At 34.8% G+C, this 23886-nt stretch carries 19 protein-coding genes; 3 read left to right on the plus strand and 16 right to left on the minus strand.

The window, feature by feature from the left end:
• Positions 1-107: 107 nt before the first annotated feature.
• Entirely contained in the window at positions 108-368 is a 261-nt protein-coding gene (locus ACH2AZ_RS06615) for a DUF1456 family protein (RefSeq protein WP_394907186.1), read from the minus strand.
• Positions 369-398: 30 nt separating this feature from the next.
• Positions 399-1700, minus strand: coding sequence for a DUF2254 domain-containing protein (locus tag ACH2AZ_RS06620; protein WP_394907187.1), 1302 nt, complete (start codon positions 1698-1700; stop codon positions 399-401).
• A 179-nt stretch (positions 1701-1879) separates the two neighbouring features.
• Here ACH2AZ_RS06620 and ACH2AZ_RS06625 point away from each other — a divergent pair, with 179 nt between their 5' ends.
• A complete protein-coding gene (locus tag ACH2AZ_RS06625) occupies positions 1880-2311 on the plus strand; it encodes an Hsp20/alpha crystallin family protein (RefSeq protein ID WP_394907188.1) in 432 nt (143 codons plus the stop codon).
• Between the two features lie 49 nt (positions 2312-2360).
• Here ACH2AZ_RS06625 and uvrB read toward each other — a convergent pair whose 3' ends face one another.
• The 6 genes from uvrB to ACH2AZ_RS06655 all read right to left on the minus strand — a co-directional run bounded on the left by uvrB (position 2361) and on the right by ACH2AZ_RS06655 (position 13875).
• A complete protein-coding gene (gene uvrB, locus ACH2AZ_RS06630) occupies positions 2361-4367 on the minus strand; it encodes an excinuclease ABC subunit UvrB (protein ID WP_394907189.1) in 2007 nt (668 codons plus the stop codon).
• 66 nt (positions 4368-4433) lie between these two features.
• Positions 4434-6755 (minus strand): choice-of-anchor L domain-containing protein, encoded by a 2322-nt coding sequence (locus tag ACH2AZ_RS06635; protein WP_394907190.1) that lies wholly within the window; start codon positions 6753-6755, stop codon positions 4434-4436.
• Between the two features lie 81 nt (positions 6756-6836).
• Complete coding sequence (locus ACH2AZ_RS06640) at positions 6837-9218, minus strand: gliding motility-associated C-terminal domain-containing protein (protein WP_394907191.1); 2382 nt, start codon at positions 9216-9218, stop codon at positions 6837-6839.
• Positions 9219-9261: 43 nt separating this feature from the next.
• Complete coding sequence (locus ACH2AZ_RS06645) at positions 9262-12117, minus strand: T9SS type B sorting domain-containing protein (RefSeq protein ID WP_394907192.1); 2856 nt, start codon at positions 12115-12117, stop codon at positions 9262-9264.
• 13 nt (positions 12118-12130) lie between these two features.
• Positions 12131-12964: an ABC transporter permease gene (locus ACH2AZ_RS06650; RefSeq protein ID WP_379045652.1), complete on the minus strand. Its 834-nt coding sequence runs from the start codon at positions 12962-12964 to the stop codon at positions 12131-12133.
• Positions 12965-12966: 2 nt separating this feature from the next.
• The gene (locus tag ACH2AZ_RS06655) at positions 12967-13875 is read right to left on the minus strand and encodes an ABC transporter ATP-binding protein (protein ID WP_379045650.1); all 909 of its coding nucleotides are present in this window, start codon (positions 13873-13875) and stop codon (positions 12967-12969) included.
• Between the two features lie 88 nt (positions 13876-13963).
• Between ACH2AZ_RS06655 and ACH2AZ_RS06660 the strand changes: the two genes are divergently transcribed.
• Positions 13964-15031 (plus strand): hypothetical protein, encoded by a 1068-nt coding sequence (locus ACH2AZ_RS06660; RefSeq protein WP_379045647.1) that lies wholly within the window; start codon positions 13964-13966, stop codon positions 15029-15031.
• Between the two features lie 38 nt (positions 15032-15069).
• Here ACH2AZ_RS06660 and ACH2AZ_RS06665 read toward each other — a convergent pair whose 3' ends face one another.
• From ACH2AZ_RS06665 to ACH2AZ_RS06695, 7 genes are all read right to left on the minus strand, one after another.
• Positions 15070-16128: a nucleoid-associated protein gene (locus tag ACH2AZ_RS06665; protein ID WP_379045644.1), complete on the minus strand. Its 1059-nt coding sequence runs from the start codon at positions 16126-16128 to the stop codon at positions 15070-15072.
• A gap of 47 nt (positions 16129-16175) precedes the next feature.
• Positions 16176-16709: a hypothetical protein gene (locus ACH2AZ_RS06670; RefSeq protein WP_394907193.1), complete on the minus strand. Its 534-nt coding sequence runs from the start codon at positions 16707-16709 to the stop codon at positions 16176-16178.
• Between the two features lie 39 nt (positions 16710-16748).
• Positions 16749-17765 carry a COX15/CtaA family protein gene (locus ACH2AZ_RS06675; RefSeq protein WP_394907194.1) on the minus strand — a complete coding sequence of 339 codons (1017 nt, stop codon included), beginning with the start codon at positions 17763-17765 and terminating at the stop codon, positions 16749-16751.
• 15 nt (positions 17766-17780) lie between these two features.
• Positions 17781-19235: a CCA tRNA nucleotidyltransferase gene (locus tag ACH2AZ_RS06680; RefSeq protein ID WP_394907195.1), complete on the minus strand. Its 1455-nt coding sequence runs from the start codon at positions 19233-19235 to the stop codon at positions 17781-17783.
• Positions 19236-19254: 19 nt separating this feature from the next.
• The gene (locus tag ACH2AZ_RS06685) at positions 19255-19815 is read right to left on the minus strand and encodes an L-threonylcarbamoyladenylate synthase (protein WP_394907196.1); all 561 of its coding nucleotides are present in this window, start codon (positions 19813-19815) and stop codon (positions 19255-19257) included.
• 248 nt (positions 19816-20063) lie between these two features.
• Entirely contained in the window at positions 20064-21026 is a 963-nt protein-coding gene (locus tag ACH2AZ_RS06690; protein WP_394907197.1) for a glycosyltransferase family 2 protein, read from the minus strand.
• On the minus strand, positions 21005-22051 hold the full coding sequence (locus ACH2AZ_RS06695; RefSeq protein ID WP_394907198.1) for a glycosyltransferase family 4 protein: 1047 nt from the start codon (positions 22049-22051) through the stop codon (positions 21005-21007). Before ACH2AZ_RS06695 ends, ACH2AZ_RS06690 begins: the two co-directional genes overlap by 22 nt.
• A 184-nt stretch (positions 22052-22235) precedes the next feature.
• Here ACH2AZ_RS06695 and ACH2AZ_RS06700 point away from each other — a divergent pair, with 184 nt between their 5' ends.
• The gene (locus tag ACH2AZ_RS06700; RefSeq protein WP_394907199.1) at positions 22236-22994 is read left to right on the plus strand and encodes a lipopolysaccharide kinase InaA family protein; all 759 of its coding nucleotides are present in this window, start codon (positions 22236-22238) and stop codon (positions 22992-22994) included.
• A gap of 7 nt (positions 22995-23001) precedes the next feature.
• Here ACH2AZ_RS06700 and ACH2AZ_RS06705 read toward each other — a convergent pair whose 3' ends face one another.
• A complete protein-coding gene (locus tag ACH2AZ_RS06705; RefSeq protein WP_394907200.1) occupies positions 23002-23760 on the minus strand; it encodes a glycosyltransferase family 2 protein in 759 nt (252 codons plus the stop codon).
• Positions 23761-23886: the final 126 nt, after the last annotated feature.

Here is a 23886-nt window from a genome sequence, read left to right on the forward strand (position 1 = left end):
CTCAATGGAAACATTGAGGTTTTTTTTAATTAAAATTTATAAAAACTGAATTCAATTTAGGTGTAAAATTCGCTAAAAAATTCGGTTTGTATAAAAAAGGATAAGTTCTACTTTCCTTTTTCTGATTTATTGGGACGCTTTGGAGGTAACGGACCTCTCAGATGAATAATAAGTCCGTCCAAAAAATTTCGTAAAAATTGGTCGCCACATTCCATATATTTAGGGTGGTCTTCTTTTCTAAAAATAGCGTTTAATTCACTCTTGGATACTTTAAAATCTACAAGCTTGAAAATATTAATAATATCATCATCTCTTAATTTATGTGCTACTCTTAGTTTCTTAAAAACGTCATTATTTGTTAGTCCCATAGGTTTGTTTCTTGAAACGCAAAAATAACTTTATTCTTTTGATATATTAACGATATCTTGATAAAGTTCTCCTATACGGTTTCTATCGGTATCATTTGTGAGAGCCTCTTGCGCGTCTTGGTAAATATTCTTAGCTTCCTTTAACAGATTTTCTTTGTAACAATTACCTTCAATTTTTTGAAGAAGAAGGTATTTAAGCATAATTAATAGCTTTTGTACGCAAGTAATATCATGTTTACAATAAGTTCTATAGCTTGCCAATACCTGGTACAATAACTCAGCAAAATTTACCGTGGTTAAAAAAACTAATGCCTTATCACTTTCGTATATTATGGTTTCATCTCGCTTCTTCATCCGTAAAGCAAATAGCTCCGTTAAATAGTCAATGGTATTTAGAGCTGTTCCTGGGTCATTGATGCCTGGTGACATAGCCTTAACACCAATTTCAGTTATTTGTTTAAAGCCCAATGCGTAATTATCTAAAACAATTTCGCCTCGAGCGAAGTTGAAGTTCTCTAATATTTTTTCTTTTAATTCATCGTCTATCGATTTATTAACCAGAAATAAGGGAACGCCTGCCAAAACAAAGGCGCCTTTAAGCGGTAATATTTTAAGTTTAATTTCATTCTCTAAGCAAAGCAACTTTAAATTGTTTAATGCAAAGGTTTGCAAATAGCCCGTTTCTGTACTATAATATTTGTGCCAATTGTCGGTGCTTGGAAAGCAGCTTTTATGATTCTTTTGTTCTCCTTCGATTAATCGGTTTAATCTATTTTTGGCGTCGTTATATATGTTTTCTAAAATACGGTTTACCTGAATTGATTGCGAGATAGAATGAATAAAATATAAAAATGCAGCAAAACATATTACTGTAAATATGATTCCTAATAATACCGAAAAGCCAGGTAATTGATATTGACTGTCTTCCTTTGGATTTATACCTACAAGGGTAAAAGTATTGTACAAAATAGTGGCAACATACAAACCTAAGACGTATTGATGATTACGTTGCGATATTAACCCAGGAAGAACTCTAGGAGAAAAATTACTAGATGCTTGATTTAATAATACCATAACCATTGAGAAGCTAAAAACCATAATGGATATTATGCCTCCTGTTAAAAAACTTAAAAGAGTCTTGGCGGTATCTGCATTGTTGATCACCAACTCCGGAACATAATTGATCACAAAGCTTGAAACTCCCCTTTTCTCTAAGTAAAGCATCAACATAGCAAAATTGAAGCCTAAGAAACTAATAATAGAGGGGTAAAAAGCTATATTCTCTTCAATACGATGAAAGAAAGCAACTAGTTTATTATAAAGATTACGCATAGGTGAAGTTTGTAATAGAAATATACAATTTGTTTGTTAGTGGCCTTCTTAATTTTTACATAAACCTTTAATTGCAGCGACAAAATGACATTAAACTATAAAGTTTTAACGACAAAATGACAGTTTACCACAATTGGTATTTAATTTGACTATTTACTGGAAAAATAAATAAATACATTATGAGTTTAGTAAAGCATACAAATCCTTGGTTAAAGACAGCCTTTGAAGATATATTTCAAGAAGATTGGTTTCGTTCAGATGCGACAAAAAGCTTGGGAGTTCAAATTCCAGCAGTAAATATTATCGATGAAGAAAATCAATTTGAAATTGAATTAGCTGCTCCAGGAAAAGTTAAAGAAGATTTTAAAATAGAGTTGAAACAAGATTTATTGGTCATTGAAACAGAAACAAAGACCATCGAGAAACCCGAAAAGCCAAAATATTCGCGTAGAGAATTTAATTATAGTCAGTTTAAACGGTCTTTTACCCTGCCAGATTCTATTGACGTTGGTAAGATTAAAGCAAAATATGAGCAAGGAATTTTACGTGTGGTCCTGCCTAAAAAAGAAGAATCAGCAATTTCGAGCAAGAGATTAATAGAAGTTGCATAATTTTCAAGGTTACCAATTATAATAGCCCTCAAAAATGAAATTTTGAGGGTTATTGTTTTTTATCCTTCAATTTTTGCTGTAACATTTTAAGTTCATCTCTAAATCGTGCTGCAGCCATGAAGTCTAATTCTTTAGCTGCGCTTTCCATTTCTTTTCTTACCTTTCTAATACGGTCTTCCAGTTGGTTTTCACTAAAATAAACAACCTCTTCTTCAGCGGCTTTTAAATTTTCAGCAGGTTTAAAGCTGTACGGCTCTACCTTTTTACCCGCTAAGGTGTTGTCTAATGATTTATTCAGCGCTTGAGGAGTTATATTATGCTTTTTATTATAATTGATTTGCTTGGTGCGACGGTATTCGGTTTGATCAATTGTTTCCTGCATGCTTCGGGTGATTTTGTCGGCATACATTATCGCCTTGCCTTCTAGGTGTCGAGCTGCGCGTCCTATGGTTTGAGTAAGCGATCGATTACTTCTTAAGAACCCCTCTTTGTCAGCATCAAGAATGGCTACCAGTGAAACCTCGGGCAAATCTAGTCCTTCTCTAAGAAGATTTACGCCTACTAAAACATCAAAAAGACCTTTTCGTAAATCTTGCATAATTTCTACTCGCTCTAGGGTGTCTATATCACTATGAATATAGCGGCAGCGTATATCAATTCGGCTTAAGTATTTGGTTAATTCTTCAGCCATTCGTTTGGTTAAAGTGGTAACCAAAGTACGCTGATCTTTTTCTACGCGCTCCTGAATTTCTTCTATCAAATCATCAATTTGATTTAAACTGGGACGCACCTCGATTACAGGATCAAGTAAACCAGTAGGTCGAATAACCTGTTCAACATAGATACCGTCAGATTTCTGTAATTCATAATCTGCAGGAGTAGCACTAACATATACTACTTGGTTTTGTAAGGCTTCAAACTCTTCTAGTTTTAAAGGGCGGTTGTCCATGGCTGCTGGTAAACGAAATCCATATTCAACCAGATTTTCTTTCCTCGAGCGATCTCCACCATACATAGCACCAACTTGGGGTACCGTTACGTGACTTTCATCAATAACCATTAAATAGTCGTCAGGAAAATAATCCAGTAAGCAGAAAGGGCGCGTCCCTGGCTGTCTTCCATCTAAATAGCGCGAATAATTCTCAATTCCAGAGCAGTACCCCAATTCTTTTATCATTTCTAAATCAAAATTAGTACGCTCTTCTAATCTTTTTGCTTCCAAAGGTTTTCCAATTTCTTGAAAATAGCTCACTTGTTTTCCTAAATCTAAAGCAATTTGGTCTATCGCATTATGCAAGACATCGGGTGAGGTAACAAACATATTGGCGGGGTAAATAGTAAGCCGCTCATATTTCTCTATTATCTCATTATTTACAGGGTTAAAGGCCTCAATTTCCTCAATTTCATCACCAAAGAAATGAATCCGGAAGGCATTATCGGCATAACCAGGAAAAACATCAACTGTATCTCCTTTAATTCTAAAATTACCATGTTGAAAATCCGCTTCTGTTCGTGCGTATAAACTTTGAACCAATCGCTGCAACAACTTAGTACGTGATATTTCTTGATCGCGTTCTAGCGAGATAACATTCTTTTGAAATTCAATTGGGTTACCAATACCGTACAAGCAGCTTACCGATGCCACCACGAGTACATCTCGTCTACCAGATAGCAAAGAAGAGGTTGTGCTTAACCGCAACTTTTCAATCTCTTCATTTATCGATAAATCTTTTTCTATATAGGTACCAGAGGTTGGAATGTATGCTTCTGGCTGATAATAATCGTAATACGATACAAAATATTCAACTGCATTATTCGGAAAAAAAGTTTTAAACTCGTTGTAAAGCTGTGCCGCCAGGGTTTTATTATGCGCCAAAACTAAAGTCGGTTTTTGTACCTGCTCAACCACATTGGCCATTGTAAATGTTTTTCCAGATCCAGTTACACCTAGCAAAGTTTGGTATCTTTCGTTATTTTCTAAGCCATCTACCAATTGTTTAATCGCCTGAGGCTGATCTCCAGTCGGTTTAAAATCTGATTTTATATTAAATTTCACCCTTTTTTTTTGTTTTTCCGTCAAGCGGATTTTTTTAACTCATTCACTTCAAACATACTAAAACCGCTAACGTTTTAGCGTTAAATGCCCCTTAAAACTAAGTGAATTTTTAAATCGTATTACAAACCAATAATCATTAGAGGGCATAGGTTTGCCGTTGTAGTTACCATCCCAATATTGATAAGGGTTCATTTGATGAATTAGCTTGCCATAACGATCATAAATCAAAACATACTCGATGTTTGGGTCTTGCCGACTTATACCTTGTAAGCGCCAAACGTCATTGACCCCATCTTGATTGGGAGTAAAAAATGCCATAAAGCCTGGGATATTAACTTTTATGCTTGCTGTACCACATCCGTAAAGATCACGAGCATAAATGATATGCTCTCCCAAACTAAGCGTATAAGCTGATTGAGTAGAGAAGTCTTGATTTTGATCAATAGCAAACGCATAGCTGCCCGTACCAGAAGCTTTAATGGCTATTTTACCACTACCAAATGGAGGCAACAGTTGATAACTCAATTGAGGTAAACTTGATGGTTTTACCTTAAATTCCTTTATTTTTTTACAAGTATAATTTTCCCCTCGAATGTTGGTGGTTTGAGAAACCTCTACCCAATATTCACCAATTTCTTGTATTTTTATTTGTGGCGTCGTTTCTCCTGTACTCCATAAAAATTGATAAGCATTAGACGGTTGTAGCCTTGTCATTAGTGTAATTTCACCTACTGCATCGCACAATACCTTTTCTTCATATGATTTAATATTAGGTTGGGGGGGCGCTAATAATTCAACTTCAATAATGCCAATACAAGTTGTTGCGTTTTCAATTTTCGCAAATAGAATTAAAGGCAATTCTTCAGCATTAAATTGGATATTTATGGGTAAGGAGTTTTCTCCTTTTAAAGCATCTTCTGCAGTTTGATAGTAGTTGATCCGTTTTCCTGGTGCATTAAACATGCTTTCGATTTGGGTAGTGGCATCTACTAAATTGTATTTTACAGAACCCTCGGTATCAGGACAATTAATTAAGTTGATTTTAGTTTTAGGATTTTCTGTGGTTTCAAGGCGCAATTCACAAATATGATAACATCCTCTGGCAGTTTCTACCCGCGCAAATATAACTTGGTTTTTGAGGGTGTTTTCAAAATTAGTAGTAGTGGTAATAGGATTACTTTTGTTCTCGGCATTTAGTCGACTGGTATAAAAAGCTTGCACCTTATACAGGGCATTATTATTGGTTATGAAACCAATACTAGACTCCAAATTAAAAATACTTAAACCATCATCATCGGTATCACAAGCCAGCAGCGTTTGGTTGTTAATTTCTTTAAAGTCAATATACTCCACTTCAATTTCATCTTCGGCAATGCAAGCATTTCCATAATCTAAAACCAATTTATACCTACCTGCTTGATTTACGGGGTAGTTTGTTTCATTGGGACCGCTGGCTAATAGAATATCTGGAGCGTTTTCTTGTACCGCATACCAACTATAAGTTTGCGGGGTATTAGCAGTATTTTGGGAGCTAAGGCTGTACACCTCTCCGGGACATAAACCGTTTTCGCCCACCAAATCCTCACCCAGATTGGCACCAATATTAAAACTACCTCCTTCTAAAAATACAGCCGAATCATAGCGGTAATTTTTTTCATCAGCGATAATCAATTTGATATGGTAACTGGTATTGGGAATAACATCTGCCGTAGCAGTCAACGTTTTGGTCTGGCCATTAAAATTTATAGGGGCATTAGCTGGGTTAAAGCGATCAAAATAGGCTTCATTTTCTGCTTCGCAACCTCCAGGAATTGCAGGGTGAACCGTAGTTACTTGTACTGGAGTATTGGTTCCTGGTACTACAGCAATATTGGTATAGGTTCCCCCTTGAGGTTTAATTAAAAAAGCAAAAACATCTGAATATCGGCAGGTGTTGGGGTCATTTTCTTGGTATTCTTCAGATGCGAAAATATAATTAAACTGAATTTGATTAGCATTGGGCGTAAAATCAAATTCAATGATGCTGGCGTTTACGGTTCCTTGAACATTCAGCACTTGTTCTAAATCATTGTCTCCACCCCAGTTGGGCGCATCATCATCGCTTAAGGAAGTATTTGGTCCTGGGACATTAGAAAGTCTTCCCGTAGACATTACCACGCCATTAGCAAAAGGAAAAGAGGAATTGTTATTAGTAAAATACCCGTAGCTCAAATCGCCACCACTAAAATTACCGCTAACAGCGTTGGTTACATTAACATTGCTAATGCAACCGCTATCCATTAAAATGTCTTCTATAAGTTCTTGTGGCGTAAAATTGGTTTGAACACTAATGTTCTGTCCAAAAACCGGGTAAAAAATAAGAATTAATAAAAATTGAAAAAATTTCAAAATACCAGTTTAAAAATGGGGAACAAAAATACAACTAAATAGTCTTTTGTTAATCTATAAACGGGTTAAAAATCAATTAAATTATCGGTTCAAGTACACCCAGCCTTTAATGGGTTTAAAATCGGGGTCATTTAAATTAAGCACATAGAAATAAGTGCCTGTTGGCAACTGTTTCCCTACATTGTTTAAGCCAACATTGCTAGTACCGTCCCAATTGGGGGTTTGATTATTTCCTTGATAAACCAAATTTCCGTAGCGCGAAAAAATTTTTAATTCAAAGCGTTCAAATACGGTATAGAGTCCTTTGATTCTAAAAACATCATTAATTCCATCATCATTTGGAGAGAAACCTTCAGGAATCCAAGGGGGGCAATGCTTGGTGCCAATTACGAGGCTATATATTTTATGGCATTGGTTGGGATCGTCGAAAGTTGTGCGTAAATAAATTTCTTGCGGATTTTGGGTATTTTGATACGCATACGGATTTTTAATCGGATTTTCTTGCGCTTGTGCGGATGAAAAGGAGGTGTAAAAATCAACGATATCTTCATTAGCTTTAAGGTCTAAATTCAAAGCTAAATCGTATAAATCAAAAATGTTTTGGTTATAACCTAAATCGCAGCGCTTAATCGGTGCTGAATTTTCAATGGCTATGGGTTTAATGATTAACATAGTGTCTAAAATCACATAACAATCGTCAAAATCAGGGTGTTGAATCCTGATATAAATTAGCATTGGATTTTGATTGTTTTCAAAAAATTCAGGATTGGGGATGGGGTTGGTATTTGATTCTGCCTCATCTAAATTTGTAAAATATAAAAATGTGTAAGCTGAGGGATTGGATAAAATTTCAGATTCAAGTTGTGTTAAATCAACTATACCTACTTCTTCTTGAGTGGTGTTATTACAAACTATGATGTCATCGGGTTGATTCCATTGTGGTAGGGTATAAACTTGTATGGTAAATGAAGTAATTAAAAAGCAATCTGGATCTTGTAGACTGGTTAACCTTATAAAAATTTCTTGTGGGTTGGTCGTATTTTCAAAAGCCGTAATATCAGTAATCGGGTTTTGATTGTTTTGCGCTTGAATTAAATCCGTAAAGAAAGAAACTTCTACTTGGGTTTGATTGCCTTTTACCAAAGCGAGATTGTTAGAAAAGTCAAAGATAGCCTTGGGTGTGGTCGATTGTTCTTGGCATACTTTTAAATCTTGAGGAGGTTGAGCTATCACCAGGTCTATTAAGCTAGTAGGTTGTTCCGCGGTGTTATCATTTTGATTTAGTTCTGGAATTATGACCTGTTTATTAGCATCTAAATTGACTTCAATTTTTAAATTAAAATCTTGCGGAATATTACTGGGTATATTCAGTTGAGTAGTGAAATCTTGAAATGCGCCAACGGCAATGGGACTCGGTGTAAACTCTTCTTTAAGAAAAGTATTATTCGCAAAAAATTTAACCGAAGTATTTGCGGGTAATACATCTGTACCGTTGGTATTGGCAATTCTATAACTTAAATCGATGGATTTGGTGTTACAAACCGCGGTTACATCAAGAAAGCTAGGTGTAGGATCGGGTAGGGTGCTATTGAATACCGTAACAATATTACTTACAAAAACAATGTCTGCAGAAGAATTAAGTTCTATACTGGCAGTACTATCGCCTATGTTGATGTAATTTTGAACATCGTACACATCTAGATCCATATTGTAAAGGTTGGTAGCACCGGTAAAAGAGTTGGTGCCATTGAAGGCATTGTTAGAGGGATTAAGACTATTGGAGAGTGTGTTCCCATTCAGTTTCAATGTTTCGTTAACAGCTAGTGCCGAATCACCTTCCCAAGTAAGAAAACCAATTTTTGCTCCTTGATTGTCTATGACGTTTAGATTGTTTAGTTGAATACTCAAAGGGGTGCCGGTAGCGGCAAGGGTAACAAAACCATCGAAGACATCAACTTGATTTAGAGGTAAACTAAGGTCTTCATAAACAATAATAATACTCCAACCTCCAAAATTCATGCCGATATTACAATGACCATTATTGATAAAATTGGTTAAATCTAAATTAGATAATGTGTAACTTCCTGTTCCTGTACTTTGAACTTGGGTAGTCACATCTTTAAAGGCAGCAAAAAAATCAAGATTATTGATGTTATAATTAAAGGTACGATCAGCATTTAGGTTTTGGTTGTTTAAACTAACATTAAAATCACCGGGCCCTGATCCTGCCCAGTATAAATAAGCTGCAATAATATTTTGATTTGCGGCTAGATTAAGATTTGCCGAAGAGGAAGTTAAAATAGTACAATTGGTAGAATTTTCATTTTCGACAACATTTAGGGTATTTCCTATAGCGAGATAATCATATTGCCCGTTGAATTGTTGGAATTTGGTTATAGGTGTTTGTGCAAATCCGTGAAAACCACTTAAAATAAAAGCTAGAGCGAATATAAAAAACTTCATAATAAACTACTTTTATATAAAAATAGTTAAAAATGTAGATAGACTAGCGTTTTAAAGTGAAATGTCCTTTTATTTCTTTATTGTTCTTTAGTCTGATTATATACCAATAGTCATTAGATGGCATGGGCTTTCCGTTATAATTGCCATCCCAGCCTGGACGTTCTGCATTAAATTGATAGAGCATTTTTCCGAATCGATCAAAAATTAGCACCTCGGTGCCGCGCAAGTTGTCTTCGTATTTACCAAGAATTCTCCATTTATCATTAATGCCATCGGCATTGGGTGTAAAGAAGCGCATTAATCCCAAAATACTTACTTTCTTAGAAGTTATCCCGCAGCCTTGCTCGCTTTTGACATACACGGTATATACTCCTGGGACTAAATTGTTAAAAAAAGGAGAGTCTTGATAAGGCCCTTCAGGATTTTCTATCGCATATTGATAGCTGCCTGAATTTCCTGGATCTAAAATTACTTGAATACTACTATCTGGAGAGAAGTGCGTTTCTTTGGTCGTGAATTTTGCTTTTCCAACAGGAACTAAGGTGAATTTCTTACTCTCGGTACACCCATTTTCGTCGGTCACCCGTACGATATGAGTGGTCAGTTCTGCAGTATTAATACTAGGAGTAGTTTCGCCAGAGGGCTCCCATAAGTAGGTGAATTTTTTATCTGAGGCTGCATCGACTGTTACCGATAAATTAATAGGATTGGGACTATTTTCTAAACAATAAAAAATTTCTTCATCTGCATCTAAACTAAAGCTGGTATTAGATTCAAATTTAACTTCATAAATGTCAGAGCAACCAGCCTCGTCGTCGGTTAAATAAATACTAAAGGGTAGGTTATTCTTAACTATTTCAACTTTATCTTCTGTGTACGGATTAATTTTTTTTGCCGCCTCATCTTCGGTACGGTAAAATTTAGGATTATTAAAGGTAATACCAGTTTCTTCTACTATTGAACTAAACTCTTTACTTACTTTTTGATCTATATTGCAAACATTTTGTTGAATAGGTATAAGATTATAATTACCAATATCAAGGGTTAGCGTAGCTTGATTACTACAACTGGTTTGGGTGTTGACTAGTTGCACTTCAAGCTGTGTAGGTAGGTTAGCGGGGGTATAGTTTTGTGGGTTAGAAATGAGCTTTTTGTTATTGTCTTTATCCCATTCATAAAATTCAAAAACCAAATTGGAATCGGGAAAATCGGCGCTTAGCTTTTCGCGGATTTCGACTAGATTAAATTCGGGCTGTTGGTTGGTTCGGGTACATTGAAAATAAGTATAATCTTGAATATCGGGTAAAGCTTCAAACGTGATATTGGCAATTCCTATCAAGGGACATTTCCCGTCGTTAAAGGTAATTTCTAAAATATATTCTTGGGTTTGTGGAAATCCTAATGCCAAATCTGGGGTAACCAATAAGCTGTTGCCCGTAACAGTAGGAAGGGGAGAATCGTTTTTAGACCAAGAGTAGCTCGCGTTGGGTAAATTGGGATAAGCCAATTGATAATTTTCGGACGCGCACAAACTAATATTAGTAATTAATTCATCATCATCTTGATTGATAATGTTGATGCGATCTACAAAAAATGACTGAATAAAAGGAGGTAATCCAAAAACCGCATTTTTTTGAGCTAAAGGGACCGCACCATCAAAAGTACTTTCGGTATACTCAAGCGAATTGAAATCGGCATTTGGGTTTTTTATTACAGCCAATTTTGGCTCTCCAATAACGGGTTTATAAATTCTGCCATCTGGACCTAATTGCAGGGCAGTGGCTTGCTCTGAGGTGGTGATGAGAATTTCATTTATACTTGCAGCCATATTGGGAGCAGTTAAATCCCATTGAAAAATCTTATTTGCCAGATTATCATTAGCGGTAGCATAAGCTTTTGTTGAATTTGTACTAAACTCTACGCCGTATGGATTTACATTTTCAACAAGCGCAGTACTACTAGTAACTTGGCCAGTGGTAGGGTTAAAATCTGAAAAATATACTCCGCCATTTGGCAAATCATCACCACTATTTTGATCAAAAGTTTTGGTATGATGCGCAGTTAAAATTTTTAAACCATCGGGAGAGGCTTTAATATAACCCAATGCGGCTCTTCTGTAGGCGTTTAATGGTATATTAGGACCTATAGTTGAGATTACTGGAGTGGTGTTTATGCCATTTTGATCTATTTTAAAGGCATAAAAGCTATCAACAAAATGTGTAATCACCCAAATACTGCTACAATCTGCCCCTTTAACCGCCGTAATCTTCTCAGAACATTTATATTTTATTTCTTCAGGATCATTTTGATCATAGGTTATTAAATGTATATTTTTTTGACCAGGTACTACATCTCCTAATCCGTTGTTTAACTTCATATCGACGATGGAGTAGTTAAAGCCATTATTGAAACCGTCATCGGCTACAGGTACAGCAGTATTAGTGTCGCTGTAATTGGCTTGTGGTGTCCCGTTGCTATTGGCTGGACCTTGATTAGGGTAAGCAAAAGCATTTTGGTGGTGTGGTTCATCTACCGTGAAAATAAAATATAAATCTTTATCTCCAGGGTGAGGTACAATAAGTGCACTGCTTGTACTACTAGGATCGCCATGTAGCCCAGTACTGCCATAATAATCGGCATTGCCCATAATTTGGTGGTTTCGGTTCCAAACTGTTCTACCGTCTGAGTAAAACAGAAGATTTCCCGAAGCGTCTGAAATACTAGAGCAACCTTCAGAGGTATTGATTTGACCATTGGTTATGGCTGTAGGAGTGCCACTATCAAAGTTTATACCTGCGTTGTAGCCAAAATACCAATTGTTGGCTTGCCCTTGGGCTTGTATATTTAAGTTGTTAAAAATAAGTGCAATTGATACAACTAGGGCAAGGCGTAAATTCATTAAATCTGTATTTTTAAAGGTCTCGGCGTTTTAATAAAGCATAGCTTCCCCACACAAAAATGAAAATCCAAACTAAAACGATTAGGATTTGATAAAAGTAAACATTCGAATCAAATTGTAAATCAGTGTTCAATTGGTTAGCAGTACTTTGTATAACATTTAATTTAGAAATGGGCTGTTTAACCAGATTGCTTATAGATTCTAGAGGGAAAAATTGGGTAATATTTCTTGCTACTTCTTCATTTCCTATCTCCCAACGAATAAGTCCGTAAAGTAGATTTTCAAAAATCCACCAAACAAAAAGAAAACCTAGAGCAAAAGCCGATTTCTTAACAAAAATACCTAAAAACATGCAAAAGCTAAAGAAACCAATCAACTTTATAAAATAAGCCAAGAGGTACTCGAGATCAGAAAAAATGATGCTTAACTCATCGTAATCTGAAAATATAATTCCTAAAATAAGCGAAACAATAAAAATGAATAGGGTAGAAACTAATGAAAAAACTACTACGGTATAGAATTTAGAAAGGATAAATTCCTTTTTGCTTAAACCGTCAATAAGGTTTTGTTTGAGGGTGCGGTTGCTGTACTCATTAGACATCATTGATACAATAACAATGGCTAGAAAAATCTTTAAAAAAGCAGCAAAATAAGTGTTGAAATGCCAAATGTAAGGGAAGTTGAAAATTCCTTGGTCGGCCAGCTGAAAATCTATACCTCCAAACTTAAAGCGGATCGATGCAAATAGAGCAATGAGTGTAAATAAAGCGAAATATATTATACTTAAAACACGTGCAGAACGGCTGTGTTTTAATTTTTGAAATTCAATTTGTAAAAGTCTTTTCATGCTTAGGTGTTTTTTTGACTGGTAAGTTGTAAAAACTGTTGTTCGAGGCTTTCTTTTCGTTTAACGAGGTGAGAAAGTATGATGCCCTTTTCAATTAATAGCTCATTTATTTCTTCAGCTTTAGCGGGCTCAGATAAAAAGGCGGTAATAAATTCATCTTCATCTTGTTTAATTACACGCTCAAATAGGTTGTTGGCTTTTAGAACCTCCATTAGTTGCTGGGTGTTTTGAGCATTAAGCTCTACATAACCGTGATTGGCTGTGAGTTCGTGTACAGGGCCGGCATATAGTTTTTGGCCTTTTCGTAAAATTACCACGTGGTCGCATACCTTTTCTACTTCATCTAAAAGGTGAGAAGCTAAAAGTATGGTAGTGCCCATTTTTGCGATGGTCTTAATGATTTCTCTAATTTGATGAATCCCTTGAGGATCTAATCCGTTAGTGGGTTCATCCAAAATCAAAATTTGAGGGTCGTTGAGCAGTGCAGAAGCAATGGCCAGCCTTTGTTTCATCCCTAAAGAAAAGGCACTAAACTTTGTGTTTTTTCTATCGAGTAAGCCTACCAGTTTTAACTTATCATCAATGGCCGATGTGGATACATTTTTTATTTTACAAACCAAAGCGAGGTTTTGGTATGCGGTCATGTATGGATAAAAATTTGGCCTTTCGATAATCGCACCTACCTTTTTAAGCGCCTGATGTGTGTTTTCTTCACCATTAAACCATTTAAACGAACCACTAGTGGCGTTTACCACATTGAGCACAATACCCAAAGTGGTTGATTTACCGCTTCCGTTGGGTCCAAGTATTCCGTAAACGTGGCCTTTTTCAATGGTAAAAGAAAGCTGATTTACCGCTGTAATTTTACCATAAGTTTTGGTTATATTCTCAAGAGTAAGTATTGTATTCAATATTTTGTTTTTTTATAAAACGATAAACTTACATAAATGTTACCGTATTTATACTGCGAAGATTAGTATTTTTGGTAAAAAAATAAGCATGTCAGATCGTTTAATGTCTAAAAGAAAACCAGCATTTCCCATTAATGAAAGGCTAAAGGCCTATTTGGTAAAATATAATAGAAGTACAAAAATTCCGGTGTTTTATGAAGATTTGTTACGCTTTTCGGGAAGTATAGTGGTGTATGATGAGAACGACGAAGATACCCTTTGGGTACGCTGTTATTACCCAGACCACGAGCGTAGTGATATTGATACCAGCTTAAAGCGGATTTATACTATCTTATATTCAGACGGTAGCGATGATTCGTTTAAATTTCTAAATATAGACGCCATTGATTACTGCACCTTTGGTAATTCAAAACCTTTTAGAGTCAAGGTGCGTAATATTTTAAACGATAGTGTTACTTACTTTTACGTGAAGAAAGCAGATGCGTCTCGAATCTATGGTTTAGAATTTGAACACTTGTTATCTCCGCACCGTATTGGTTTTTTAGTGTATAGAGATACGCTAATCGAAGAGCATATAAGCGGAATACCAGGAGATGTTTTCATTAATGATATGCTTCCTACCTGCGATGATCGTGATAAAACGTACATAGCCAAACAATTTGTGAAATTTAATGAGCGCTGTACCATAAGACTTTTGGGCGATATGCGTTCTTATAATTATGTAGTAATTCCTACCCATGATTTTGACCATGTAGCTTATCAAATTCGAGCCATAGATTTTGATCAGCAATGTTTTGAAGGCAAATTAAAGGTTTATCGGCCACAATTCTTCAAAGAAAATTATGCAATGGTTAAGCTCGTAGCAGATTATTTACAAGAATCATCTATAGAGCAGTATCAAAAAGAAGAACGTAGCCAGGTGGCCAAAAGATTAATAATTACGCAAAAAAGGTACAAACAATTAATACGCTGTATGATTGCCGATGAAATTTCTACACGAGAAAATGTAAAGCAGTTAAGAAGAGAGTTGATGAATTTTTCAAACGATATTAGTTTTAAACGAGCCAAATCTATGGGGCATATCTTAAAAACAGCGCTAAACTTTGTGAAAAGAAACTACCAAGATATAAGTAGTAAAGAATTTGAAGAATTTTAAATAAAAAAACCAACTGAAAAGTTGGTTTTTTTGTATTCTTATTTTTTATCCTCTTTGTTAAAATAAACTAAGTAGTAGTACATCTGCCGTTCTTCGTCCCAGCCTTTTTCAATAAACTTCTCAGCGCTTTCTGGATTTATAAAATCTAGCTTAATTTGTACATTAGTGTCTAGATTAATCACACTTTTTATTTTCTTTCTGGCCGCACTTACCGCTGTGTTTGAAACAGGAAATTCGGTTAAATCTTCGATTTTATATTTAGGTGCTTTTTCGGTTTTATAATGTTGAAATTCAGGTATTAACTCTGGATTTTCAAGCACCTCATTTAAAAATTGATCTTCTTTAAAGTTTTCGTTTTTGGCAAAATGATTTACCGCTCGATTCATAAACAAAACTTCTTGTTGTTTGTCTTCGGCCGGTAAAACTACATCCTTAGCAAAATCTTGACAAAACTTTAAATAGCTTTTGGTATTAAAGTTTTCATCTGCAAATACGTCTACCGACAAAAATTGCTCTAACCAATACTTTGTATCATACCTATTTGAATCTATACTTAAAATTTTATAACCTTCCTCTTTGTTCTTATTAAAAATTAGGGCGCCTTTATCTAATTTATTCAAATTAACGCCCTGTTGTAAAATAGCTTCTAAGTTTCCTTGATTCTCATCAAATTGTAAAAAATCATGCTTCAACTCAGATTTAAAAATACCTACGCCATCAAGTTTTTCATTATCCAGCATCAAATTTTCAAAATGAACTACGTATAACTCACCACTTTTAATGTGCGGATGTTTACCTTCATTAAACAATAACTGAGCTATTTTCTGTGATTGCTCATGCGCCTTACCAGGATTGTCAAAAATTTGACTCACCGCTTTAAATAAATCGTGATATTCTAAATCTACATCATGGTTAAATTGATAATACGTCTCTTCTTTTTCTCTAAAAGATTTAAGAAAATATTCTTTTAACAACGCATTGAGTTCATCGTTGAGCTGAAATGGGTTTTGGGAAAGAAATAGACTTTCGTTTCTGCTTTTATTTCCTACTCGGTGTATCGATAGACTTTCGATTTGAGCGCTATATAAATTTATCATTTACTATATTTTAGTTTAGTGGTTTTCCGCTTTAAGCGAAAAAAAAATTAGTTCCAATACTGGTTATAGTCAATATCATCTAGGTTGTCTAGATTATCAAAATCATCAAATTCATCAAATAAATCAGTATCTTCTTCTCTTTGTTTAGGATCTGGGTCAGCTTCAAATTGCTTCTCGGGTGGACTGTCTGGTAGTTGCCCTTGGGCAAATAATAAATTAGGATAATCTATCTCTTCGTCTTCTTGGGTGATATCAGCTAACTCAACATAAAATGTCCACATACTAAAAAAGTCGTATACATAAATGAGTTTGGTTTGCTTTTGAGATAAGATGCTATCGAGGCGAGTCTCATTCATCATTCTCACTTCATTTGAGCCTTCGCTCATGTCAAAAAGTACAATTTCTTCGCCCTGTGTCCAGTCTTCATCACTTAAATAAAAGCTTGCCATCTCGGTGCCATCAAAACCAAAAGCTTGCACAATTGTATTGTGTAAATCTTCCAAGTTATCGGAGGCTTTTATTTCTAAATCTCTAAAAACATCATCAAACGTGTCAAGAACTATTCTAAATTTATATACCATAGGGTGAATTTTTTGGCTTGCAAAGATAGTCTTTTTTATTTATTTACTAAACCTATGTAAGGCGAATGTCATACTTGAAATGAGTAAAAAGGCTCCCAGCTGGTGAGCTAAGCCTAAAGCAAGTGGCACCTTATGAATTATAGTAAGCACCCCTAAGATAAATTGAAAAATAACCAAAATAAGTAAGGTGTTAATGGCTATGTTTTGTTGTGCTTCTAAATTCATTTTTCTGGTTTTATACCAAATAATTAGAATAACCAATACCACGGCATAGGCTAGTGTTCTGTGTATAAATTGTATTCCACTTGGGTTTTCAATAAAGTTCTTATAGAAAGGCTCCAAAAGATAAACGGTATGGTGCATAAATTGGCCCTCATTCATCATTGGCCAGTGGTTGTGCAGCAGTCCAGCTTTTAATCCAGCTACAAAACCACCATAAATAATCTGAATGAGTAAAATAACGATTCCTATAATCAGCCAGTTTTTGATGGGTTTATTGGGACTTCTTCTTTGCGGATAAATCAGGTCTAAAGCAACCCAAAGGGTTAAACCAAAGGTTATAAAAGCAGTGGTTAAATGTGCGGCCAGTCTAAAATGGCTCACATCGGGTTGGTCTACCAAACCGCTTTTTACCATATACCAGCCTAAAAAGCCTTGAAATGCACCTAAAACCAATAAGCCTATACATTTTTGAATGGTTTTTTTACTGAGTTGTTTGGTGAATAGAAAGTAAAGAAACGGTATAATGAATACTAAACCTATTAGCCTACCTAATACGCGATGAAACCACTCCCAAAAATAAATAGCCTTAAAATCGGCTAATTCAAAATGGGTATTGTAGGCTTTGTATTCTGGGAATTGCTTGTAAAATTCAAATGCTTCTTGCCATTCTGCATCGGTGATTGGTGGAATAGTGCCTCCGATTAACTTATAATTAGACATAGATAGTCCAGAATCGGTAAGTCGAGTAATTCCACCTACCATAACCATTATAAATAATAATAAGCACCCAGTTAAAAGCCAGTAAATTACTCTTTTATTATCTTTCTTTTTCATTTTTAAAGTTACCGATTATTCGTTTTGATTTGATACTCTTTTTAAACCCAGCTTTTCTCCCTTTTTTATCATGAAATCACGAGCAGCTTCATACTCGTTAAGGATTTCTCCATCAAGAATAGCTTCTTTTATAGCGTTTTTTATAATTCCAATTTCACGGGAAGGCTTTAAAGCAAATGTTAGCATTATCTCTTCACCAGATATTGGCGGTTGAAAATTGCGAACATGATCGCGTTCTTCAACTTCCTTGATTTTTTGCCGAACAATTTTAAAATTGTTATGATACTTTTTAAATCGTTTTGGGTTTTTGGTAGTTATGTCTGCCTCGCATAAGGTCATTAAATCTTCTAAATCTTCACCAGCATCAAATACCAGTCTTCTCACTGCAGAGTCGGTTACCGCTTGGTCAACAATAGCTATTGGTCGCGAAGACATAAGAACAAGCTTTTGTACGTATTTCATTTTGTCGTTTAAAGGCATTTTTAACCTTTTGAACAATTGAAAGACCATTTTTGCTCCAACAAATTCGTGACCGTGAAATGTCCACCCGTTTTTTTTATGAAACTTCTTGGTTGGGGCTTTGCCGATATCGTGAAGTAAAGCCGACCAGCGTAGCCAAACATTTTGGGTGTGCGGGGCAATATTATCTACCACCTCAAGGGTATGCCAAAAATTGTCTTTATGAGTCTGCCCCTCTTTTTCATCTATTCCCTGTAAATCTGTTAATTCTGGGAGTATGAGTTGTAGTAATTTAGTTTGGTGCAATAATGTAAAACCTATCGAAGGTTTTTCTGCGCTCAAAATTTTATGAAGTTCATCAACAATTCTTTCTTTGCTTATAATTTTTATACGAGTGTGATTTTTGGTTATAGCTTGTAAAGAAGAATCTTCAATCTTGAAATTTAACTGCGTAGCAAAACGAATGGCTCTTAACATACGCAACGGGTCATCGCTATAGGTAATATCTGGATTTAAAGGTGTGCGTATTATTTGTTTCTTTAAGTCTTCTATACCTTTAAACGGATCTAAAAGCGCTCCAAAATTATTCTTATTTAATTGCAATGCCAATGCATTTATTGTAAAATCACGTCTATTTTGGTCGTCTTCTAAACTGCCTTTTGAAACCGCTGGATTTCTACTATCTTTAGCATAAGATTCTTTACGAGCCCCCACAAATTCAACTTCTAAATCGTAGGCGCGCAACATGGCCGTACCATAATTCTTAAAAACCTGTACTTTTGGATTATGAGGTAATAGCTTTGAGACTTCTAGTGCCAAATCTATACCACTTCCCACACAAACAATATCTATATCTTTAGCTTCTTGGCGTTCTAAAAAGAAATCTCTAACAAATCCGCCAATAGCAAATGTTTCTACTTTCAAGCGTTCTGCTGCCTCTTGAATGTAGGAAAATATAGGGTGAGTAAGTGCTTCGGGGTATTGAGTCACGGTATCTAGTTTTGCATTCATAGGTTGGGAAAATAATGCCTTATTTTCTAATTATTTTCACTTTTCCGTCTTGGCTTAATTTAATAATAGCCGAAGGCGAGCTGTTTTTTTTATGTTGGTGCAAATTTACGACATAGTCGACTCCCTCTAAAATTTCTGGACTTATTTGCTGAAAAGATTTAGGGCTGGGCTGGCCACTCACATTAGCCGAGGTGGAAACTAAAGGTCTTTTTAATTTTCGAATCAATTTATTACAAAATGCCTCTTTGCAAACTCTAATACCTAAAGTATTATCTTCAGCCACCACGTTTTCAGCTACACGTATGGGTTGATCGTAAACGATGGTTGTAGGTTTAGCAGCATATTTTAAAATATCATAAGCTACTTCTGGTACCTCTTCTACATATTGATTAAGCATTTTAAAATCTGAAACTAAGCAGATTAAAGCTTTGCTTTCTTGCCTGCGTTTCAGGGCATAAATTTTATCTATTGCGTCTGCATTGGTGGCATCACAACCTATTCCCCAAACTGTATCGGTGGGATATAAAATAATTCCGCCCCTTTTTAAAACCTCTAAAACCTTGTTAATTTCTTCAATCATATTTTTATATTAAGTAGTCAAAAACCCTTTTGGCAAAGTTACTATTTATTTTGCGACAAACATTTAAAACACATTAATAGCCTAGCGTTTTTAAGCTTTTTTTTAAAGTATTTTAAACTTGGTTTTAAAACGCTGTTTACCCGAATTGATTTTTAAAATTTACTCAGTATCCAAAAAATTAACTTCTGCTTTGCAAAAGGTGAATTAACCGGTTAAAAGTTAGACAGCAATCCCTTAACCTTGATATTTTATTGTTCGAAGTTTATAATTTTTTGCTTTTGCTTTAAAGATTTAGTTAAGGGTGCGCCTTGTAAGAGGGTTAAGAATAATCTCCAATACTTAGGTTTCACCAGACTAGTGAAAAAATAACGCAGAATATAATAGAGGAGTAATATTTTATGTTGCCAATAGCCATGATGCTTACGCGTGTAATATAATAAAGAAATTTTCTGCTCTATTTTTATAAGAATCCCTTTTTTGGTACTGGCGTTTTTGTAGTGAATGTAAGATAGGTTCGGATAAAGAAAAGTGCTAGCGTTGTGTTGCTTTAAAAGTCGCAAAGAAATATCAGATTCTTCGTAGTAAAGAAACATGTTATCATCAAATCCACCAATGGCGTTAAATTCTTGTGCGCGAGTAAACATATAAGATCCTTGAACATAATCTACACGGGTAGGTTTGTCGTAAAAAATCTTTCGGTTTAAATAACGTTTTGGAAAAAGTGCTTCCAATATAGGTCGTCTTAAAATTTCTCTTCCTAATGATGAAAAGTGATCTATTGTAACTCTAAAATTTTTATTTTGATCTAGCATTTGGGGCGAACAAATACCAATACTCGGATTTTCATCCATAAAGACCTTTAATTCTTGCAAGGTGTCTTTAGAAAGGTGCAGGGTGTCGTTATTTATAAAAGCGTAATATTGGCAAGGAGAAGCCATTTGAACCCCAAGCATATTTCCACCTCCAAAACCAGTATTTTTCTTACTTCGGTACAGCTTTATTCTATCATTTTTTATAGAAGCTACTTCTTTTTTGAGCAATTTGTATTCCTCTAAAGAGGACGCATTATCAACTATAATTATTTCATAATTAAGCGAAGATTGCTCCGTATTTAAAATGGATTTTACGCAATCTATGGTGAAAGTAGTGGTGTTGTAATTTATAATAATACAACTAACATCAATTGGCTCTATGCTAAGATTGGTTTCCATTTTTTTGAGATGTTTTGTAAATTAAATAAATGAGCTTCTTTTGTAGCTAAAGCTGATTTTTTAGAATTTGGGTTTTCTTTGATTACACTCAACAGTGTCGATTCTAATTTCCCTTCGGGATAGACGAAACCAATTTCTTTTTTGATGATTTCTGATGGGCCCGAATGATTACTGCTTATCGGGATTATACCCTGCGCCATGGCTTCAATGATAACCATACCAAAAAGTTCTTCCCATTTATTCGTTTTTTTAGAATTTAATAAAAGAAATTTTTGATTGCTTAAAATTTCCGCCAGTTTAGATTTATCGCTTACGCTTCCTACATAAGATATATTTTCCGAAGATTCAGCAGCTTCTCTAACTAGCCTCTCTAACTTTCCATTTCCTATTATAGTTAGATGTACAGTAGTACTTTTTTTAAAAAAATCTAAAACTTCTACTATTCCTTTCTCCTGTACCAGACGCCCCACATAAACAAAAGAATTTTGTTTTTTTTGGGTTTTAAAATCCGTAAAGAAAGCCTCGTCTACCGCGTGGTAAACAACGCTTATCTTTTCAGGTTTTATTTGGTAATTAGCTAATAAACTGTTTTTAGCTGTTTGGGTTACGCTGAAAATATGTTTCGCTTTATGCTTTAAAAACCAGCTCCATGCGTGATAGGTTTTTTTGTTTTTGGCTTGCTTGGGATTAAAAGTTTTATCCCAGCAGGTCCAAGAAGTATGGTAATAAACGTTATGTCTTTTAAGCAAAGGTAATAATCGGTTTAATTTATCATCAAAAGGCGCAATGCCTAGGACTATTTTTTTATTTTTGCTAACCAGTAATTTTGCGACAAAGATTAGGTTTATAATTTGTTTTTTAAAAAGCTTAGGCTTGCCTTTTATCAAGCTTTTGAATAACTTCCCCAAAATAGAAAATTCTCTGAATTTAATTTCTATATCGTTTTCTTGAAGAAGTTGTTTTAAGCCAATATAGTGATTGTCAGCTCCGTTTTTATGTAAAACATAAATGGTTTTGGTGTTCATAAAGAAAAACTATGTTGCAAACTTACTATTTTAAATTAGTATGATAATTATTTATATGAATTTAAGCGAAAAGCTTACTTGAATTTTATTACTTTACACTCAGAATTGTTTGTCTAGATAAAGTTAGATTTTTTTAGTGTTACCTTTTAAATCATAAATCTTTTTTACATTCAAAGTTAAATAAATGAAAGCTTATTTTGCACCATCTTTGCCTTTACCCGAAGAAATTATTTACTCTTGTATAGAGAATTTTGATTTAAAGGGTACTGAGTTAGGTAATCAAGATCGAAATAAAATTAAGTGTTTTGAGACCGAGTATGGAATTACTGTTAACGTAAAGGCCTTCAAAATTCCGAATCTAGTGAACAAGGTAGTTTACCGATTTTTTAGAAAAAGTAAGGCACAACGGTCTTTCGAATATGCGAAGCAGTTGCAAAAAAAAGGCCTTGGGACACCCCTGCCATTAGCTTATTTAGAAGCCAAAAGCTTGCTTTGTTTTGGTAAAAGTTATTATGTATGTGAGCATATTGAAGCAGACTATACTTATCGAGATTTCACAAAAGATTTTACTATTCCTAATTATGAGAAAATTTTAAGAGCTTTTACCCGATTTACTTTTAAGCTACACGAGAATAATATACTTTTTCTCGATCATTCGCCGGGTAACACCCTGATTAAACTTGAAGATGGTGAACCTAATTTTTATTTGGTTGATCTTAACAGGATGCTATTTAAATCTTTGAACCTTGACGAACGCATTAAAAATTTTGCAAGGTTAACTACACATAAAAATATGGTAGAGATAATGAGTGACGAATATGCAAAATGTATGCAAGTACCTTTTGATGTGGTTTTTGAAAAGATGTGGGCAGAAACTCAAGATTTTCAAGAAAAGTTTAAGCGAAAAAAGAGATTAAAAAAGAAAATTAAGTTTTGGAAGTAACCGAGGATTACCTTCGGTTTTTGCGCAATAACCATACTTTGGCGTAACGCATTACTACCGTATAACTTTTTATGTAGGCAATGATAAATCCTACTACACCATCTCTAAAACCGCATTGCAAAAAATAATGTTTAAAAAAACTCCATAAGGGTTTAATGACAAAATGGTAGACGGTAAGTTTGCCGGTAGTTTTATCATAATCTTTGGCCTGCCACCAAGCATACCTATTCATCTTCTCTAAGTATTGGTCTAATGAAATATAGGTGTTGTGATAAAATTTATTTTTTAGTTTTCCTAATTTGCCATTAGCTATAATTTCGGCATGAACTTTTTTGTCCTCGTATTGGCAAAAATCTCGTTTAAATAGGCGAATAACCTTATCATTTCTCCAACCACTATGGTTTACGGGTTCACCCATAAAGTGATTTTTTCTACCAATCCAATAACCAACCGTACCGTCTTGTGGTGGGTTAGCCAGAATTGCCTTTATTTCTTTCTCTAATTGTGGGGTTACGCGCTCATCTGCGTCAACCAACAATATCCACTGGTGTTCTGCTTGAGGGATAGCCCAATTCTTCTGTGAAGCAGAGTATTTATATTCTCTTCGAATAACACGGCTAGCTAATTTTTTTGCTTTTTCATAAGTTCCATCCGTGCTAAAACTATCAACAACCAAAATTTCATCGGCAAAATGAACAGATTGAATGACTTCTTCAATGTTGTGAAGTTCATTTCCTGTAGGTATTATGGCTGTTAATTTTTCCAAAAAAAAGTGACTGACTTTTATACTAAGGGGCAAAAATAGAATTTATTTAAAGCCTAAGGTAGTATTTAGCAAAAAAATATTCTACCGGCTCTACCTCTAGATGTATCAAATAAAAAAAGGTTGCGT

It is taken from the genome of uncultured Mesonia sp. (genome assembly GCA_947499595.1).
Lineage (GTDB): Bacteria > Bacteroidota > Bacteroidia > Flavobacteriales > Flavobacteriaceae > Mesonia > Mesonia sediminis.

What these genes read in the sequence shown, in the direction of transcription:
- ACH2AZ_RS06665 (WP_379045644.1), bottom strand. Translation starts at nt 16,128, where the DNA reads ATGATAAATTTATATAGCGCTCAAATCGAAAGTCTATCGATACACCGA.
- ACH2AZ_RS06640 (WP_394907191.1), bottom strand. Translation starts at nt 9,218, where the DNA reads ATGAAGTTTTTTATATTCGCTCTAGCTTTTATTTTAAGTGGTTTTCAC.
- ACH2AZ_RS06695 (WP_394907198.1), bottom strand. Translation starts at nt 22,051, where the DNA reads ATGAACACCAAAACCATTTATGTTTTACATAAAAACGGAGCTGACAAT.
- ACH2AZ_RS06615 (WP_394907186.1), bottom strand. Translation starts at nt 368, where the DNA reads ATGGGACTAACAAATAATGACGTTTTTAAGAAACTAAGAGTAGCACAT.
- ACH2AZ_RS06625 (WP_394907188.1), top strand. Translation starts at nt 1,880, where the DNA reads ATGAGTTTAGTAAAGCATACAAATCCTTGGTTAAAGACAGCCTTTGAA.
- ACH2AZ_RS06645 (WP_394907192.1), bottom strand. Translation starts at nt 12,117, where the DNA reads ATGAATTTACGCCTTGCCCTAGTTGTATCAATTGCACTTATTTTTAAC.
- ACH2AZ_RS06685 (WP_394907196.1), bottom strand. Translation starts at nt 19,815, where the DNA reads ATGATTGAAGAAATTAACAAGGTTTTAGAGGTTTTAAAAAGGGGCGGA.
- ACH2AZ_RS06675 (WP_394907194.1), bottom strand. Translation starts at nt 17,765, where the DNA reads ATGAAAAAGAAAGATAATAAAAGAGTAATTTACTGGCTTTTAACTGGG.
- ACH2AZ_RS06700 (WP_394907199.1), top strand. Translation starts at nt 22,236, where the DNA reads ATGAAAGCTTATTTTGCACCATCTTTGCCTTTACCCGAAGAAATTATT.
- ACH2AZ_RS06620 (WP_394907187.1), bottom strand. Translation starts at nt 1,700, where the DNA reads ATGCGTAATCTTTATAATAAACTAGTTGCTTTCTTTCATCGTATTGAA.
- ACH2AZ_RS06660 (WP_379045647.1), top strand. Translation starts at nt 13,964, where the DNA reads ATGTCAGATCGTTTAATGTCTAAAAGAAAACCAGCATTTCCCATTAAT.
- ACH2AZ_RS06690 (WP_394907197.1), bottom strand. Translation starts at nt 21,026, where the DNA reads ATGGAAACCAATCTTAGCATAGAGCCAATTGATGTTAGTTGTATTATT.
- ACH2AZ_RS06650 (WP_379045652.1), bottom strand. Translation starts at nt 12,964, where the DNA reads ATGAAAAGACTTTTACAAATTGAATTTCAAAAATTAAAACACAGCCGT.
- ACH2AZ_RS06680 (WP_394907195.1), bottom strand. Translation starts at nt 19,235, where the DNA reads ATGAATGCAAAACTAGATACCGTGACTCAATACCCCGAAGCACTTACT.
- ACH2AZ_RS06670 (WP_394907193.1), bottom strand. Translation starts at nt 16,709, where the DNA reads ATGGTATATAAATTTAGAATAGTTCTTGACACGTTTGATGATGTTTTT.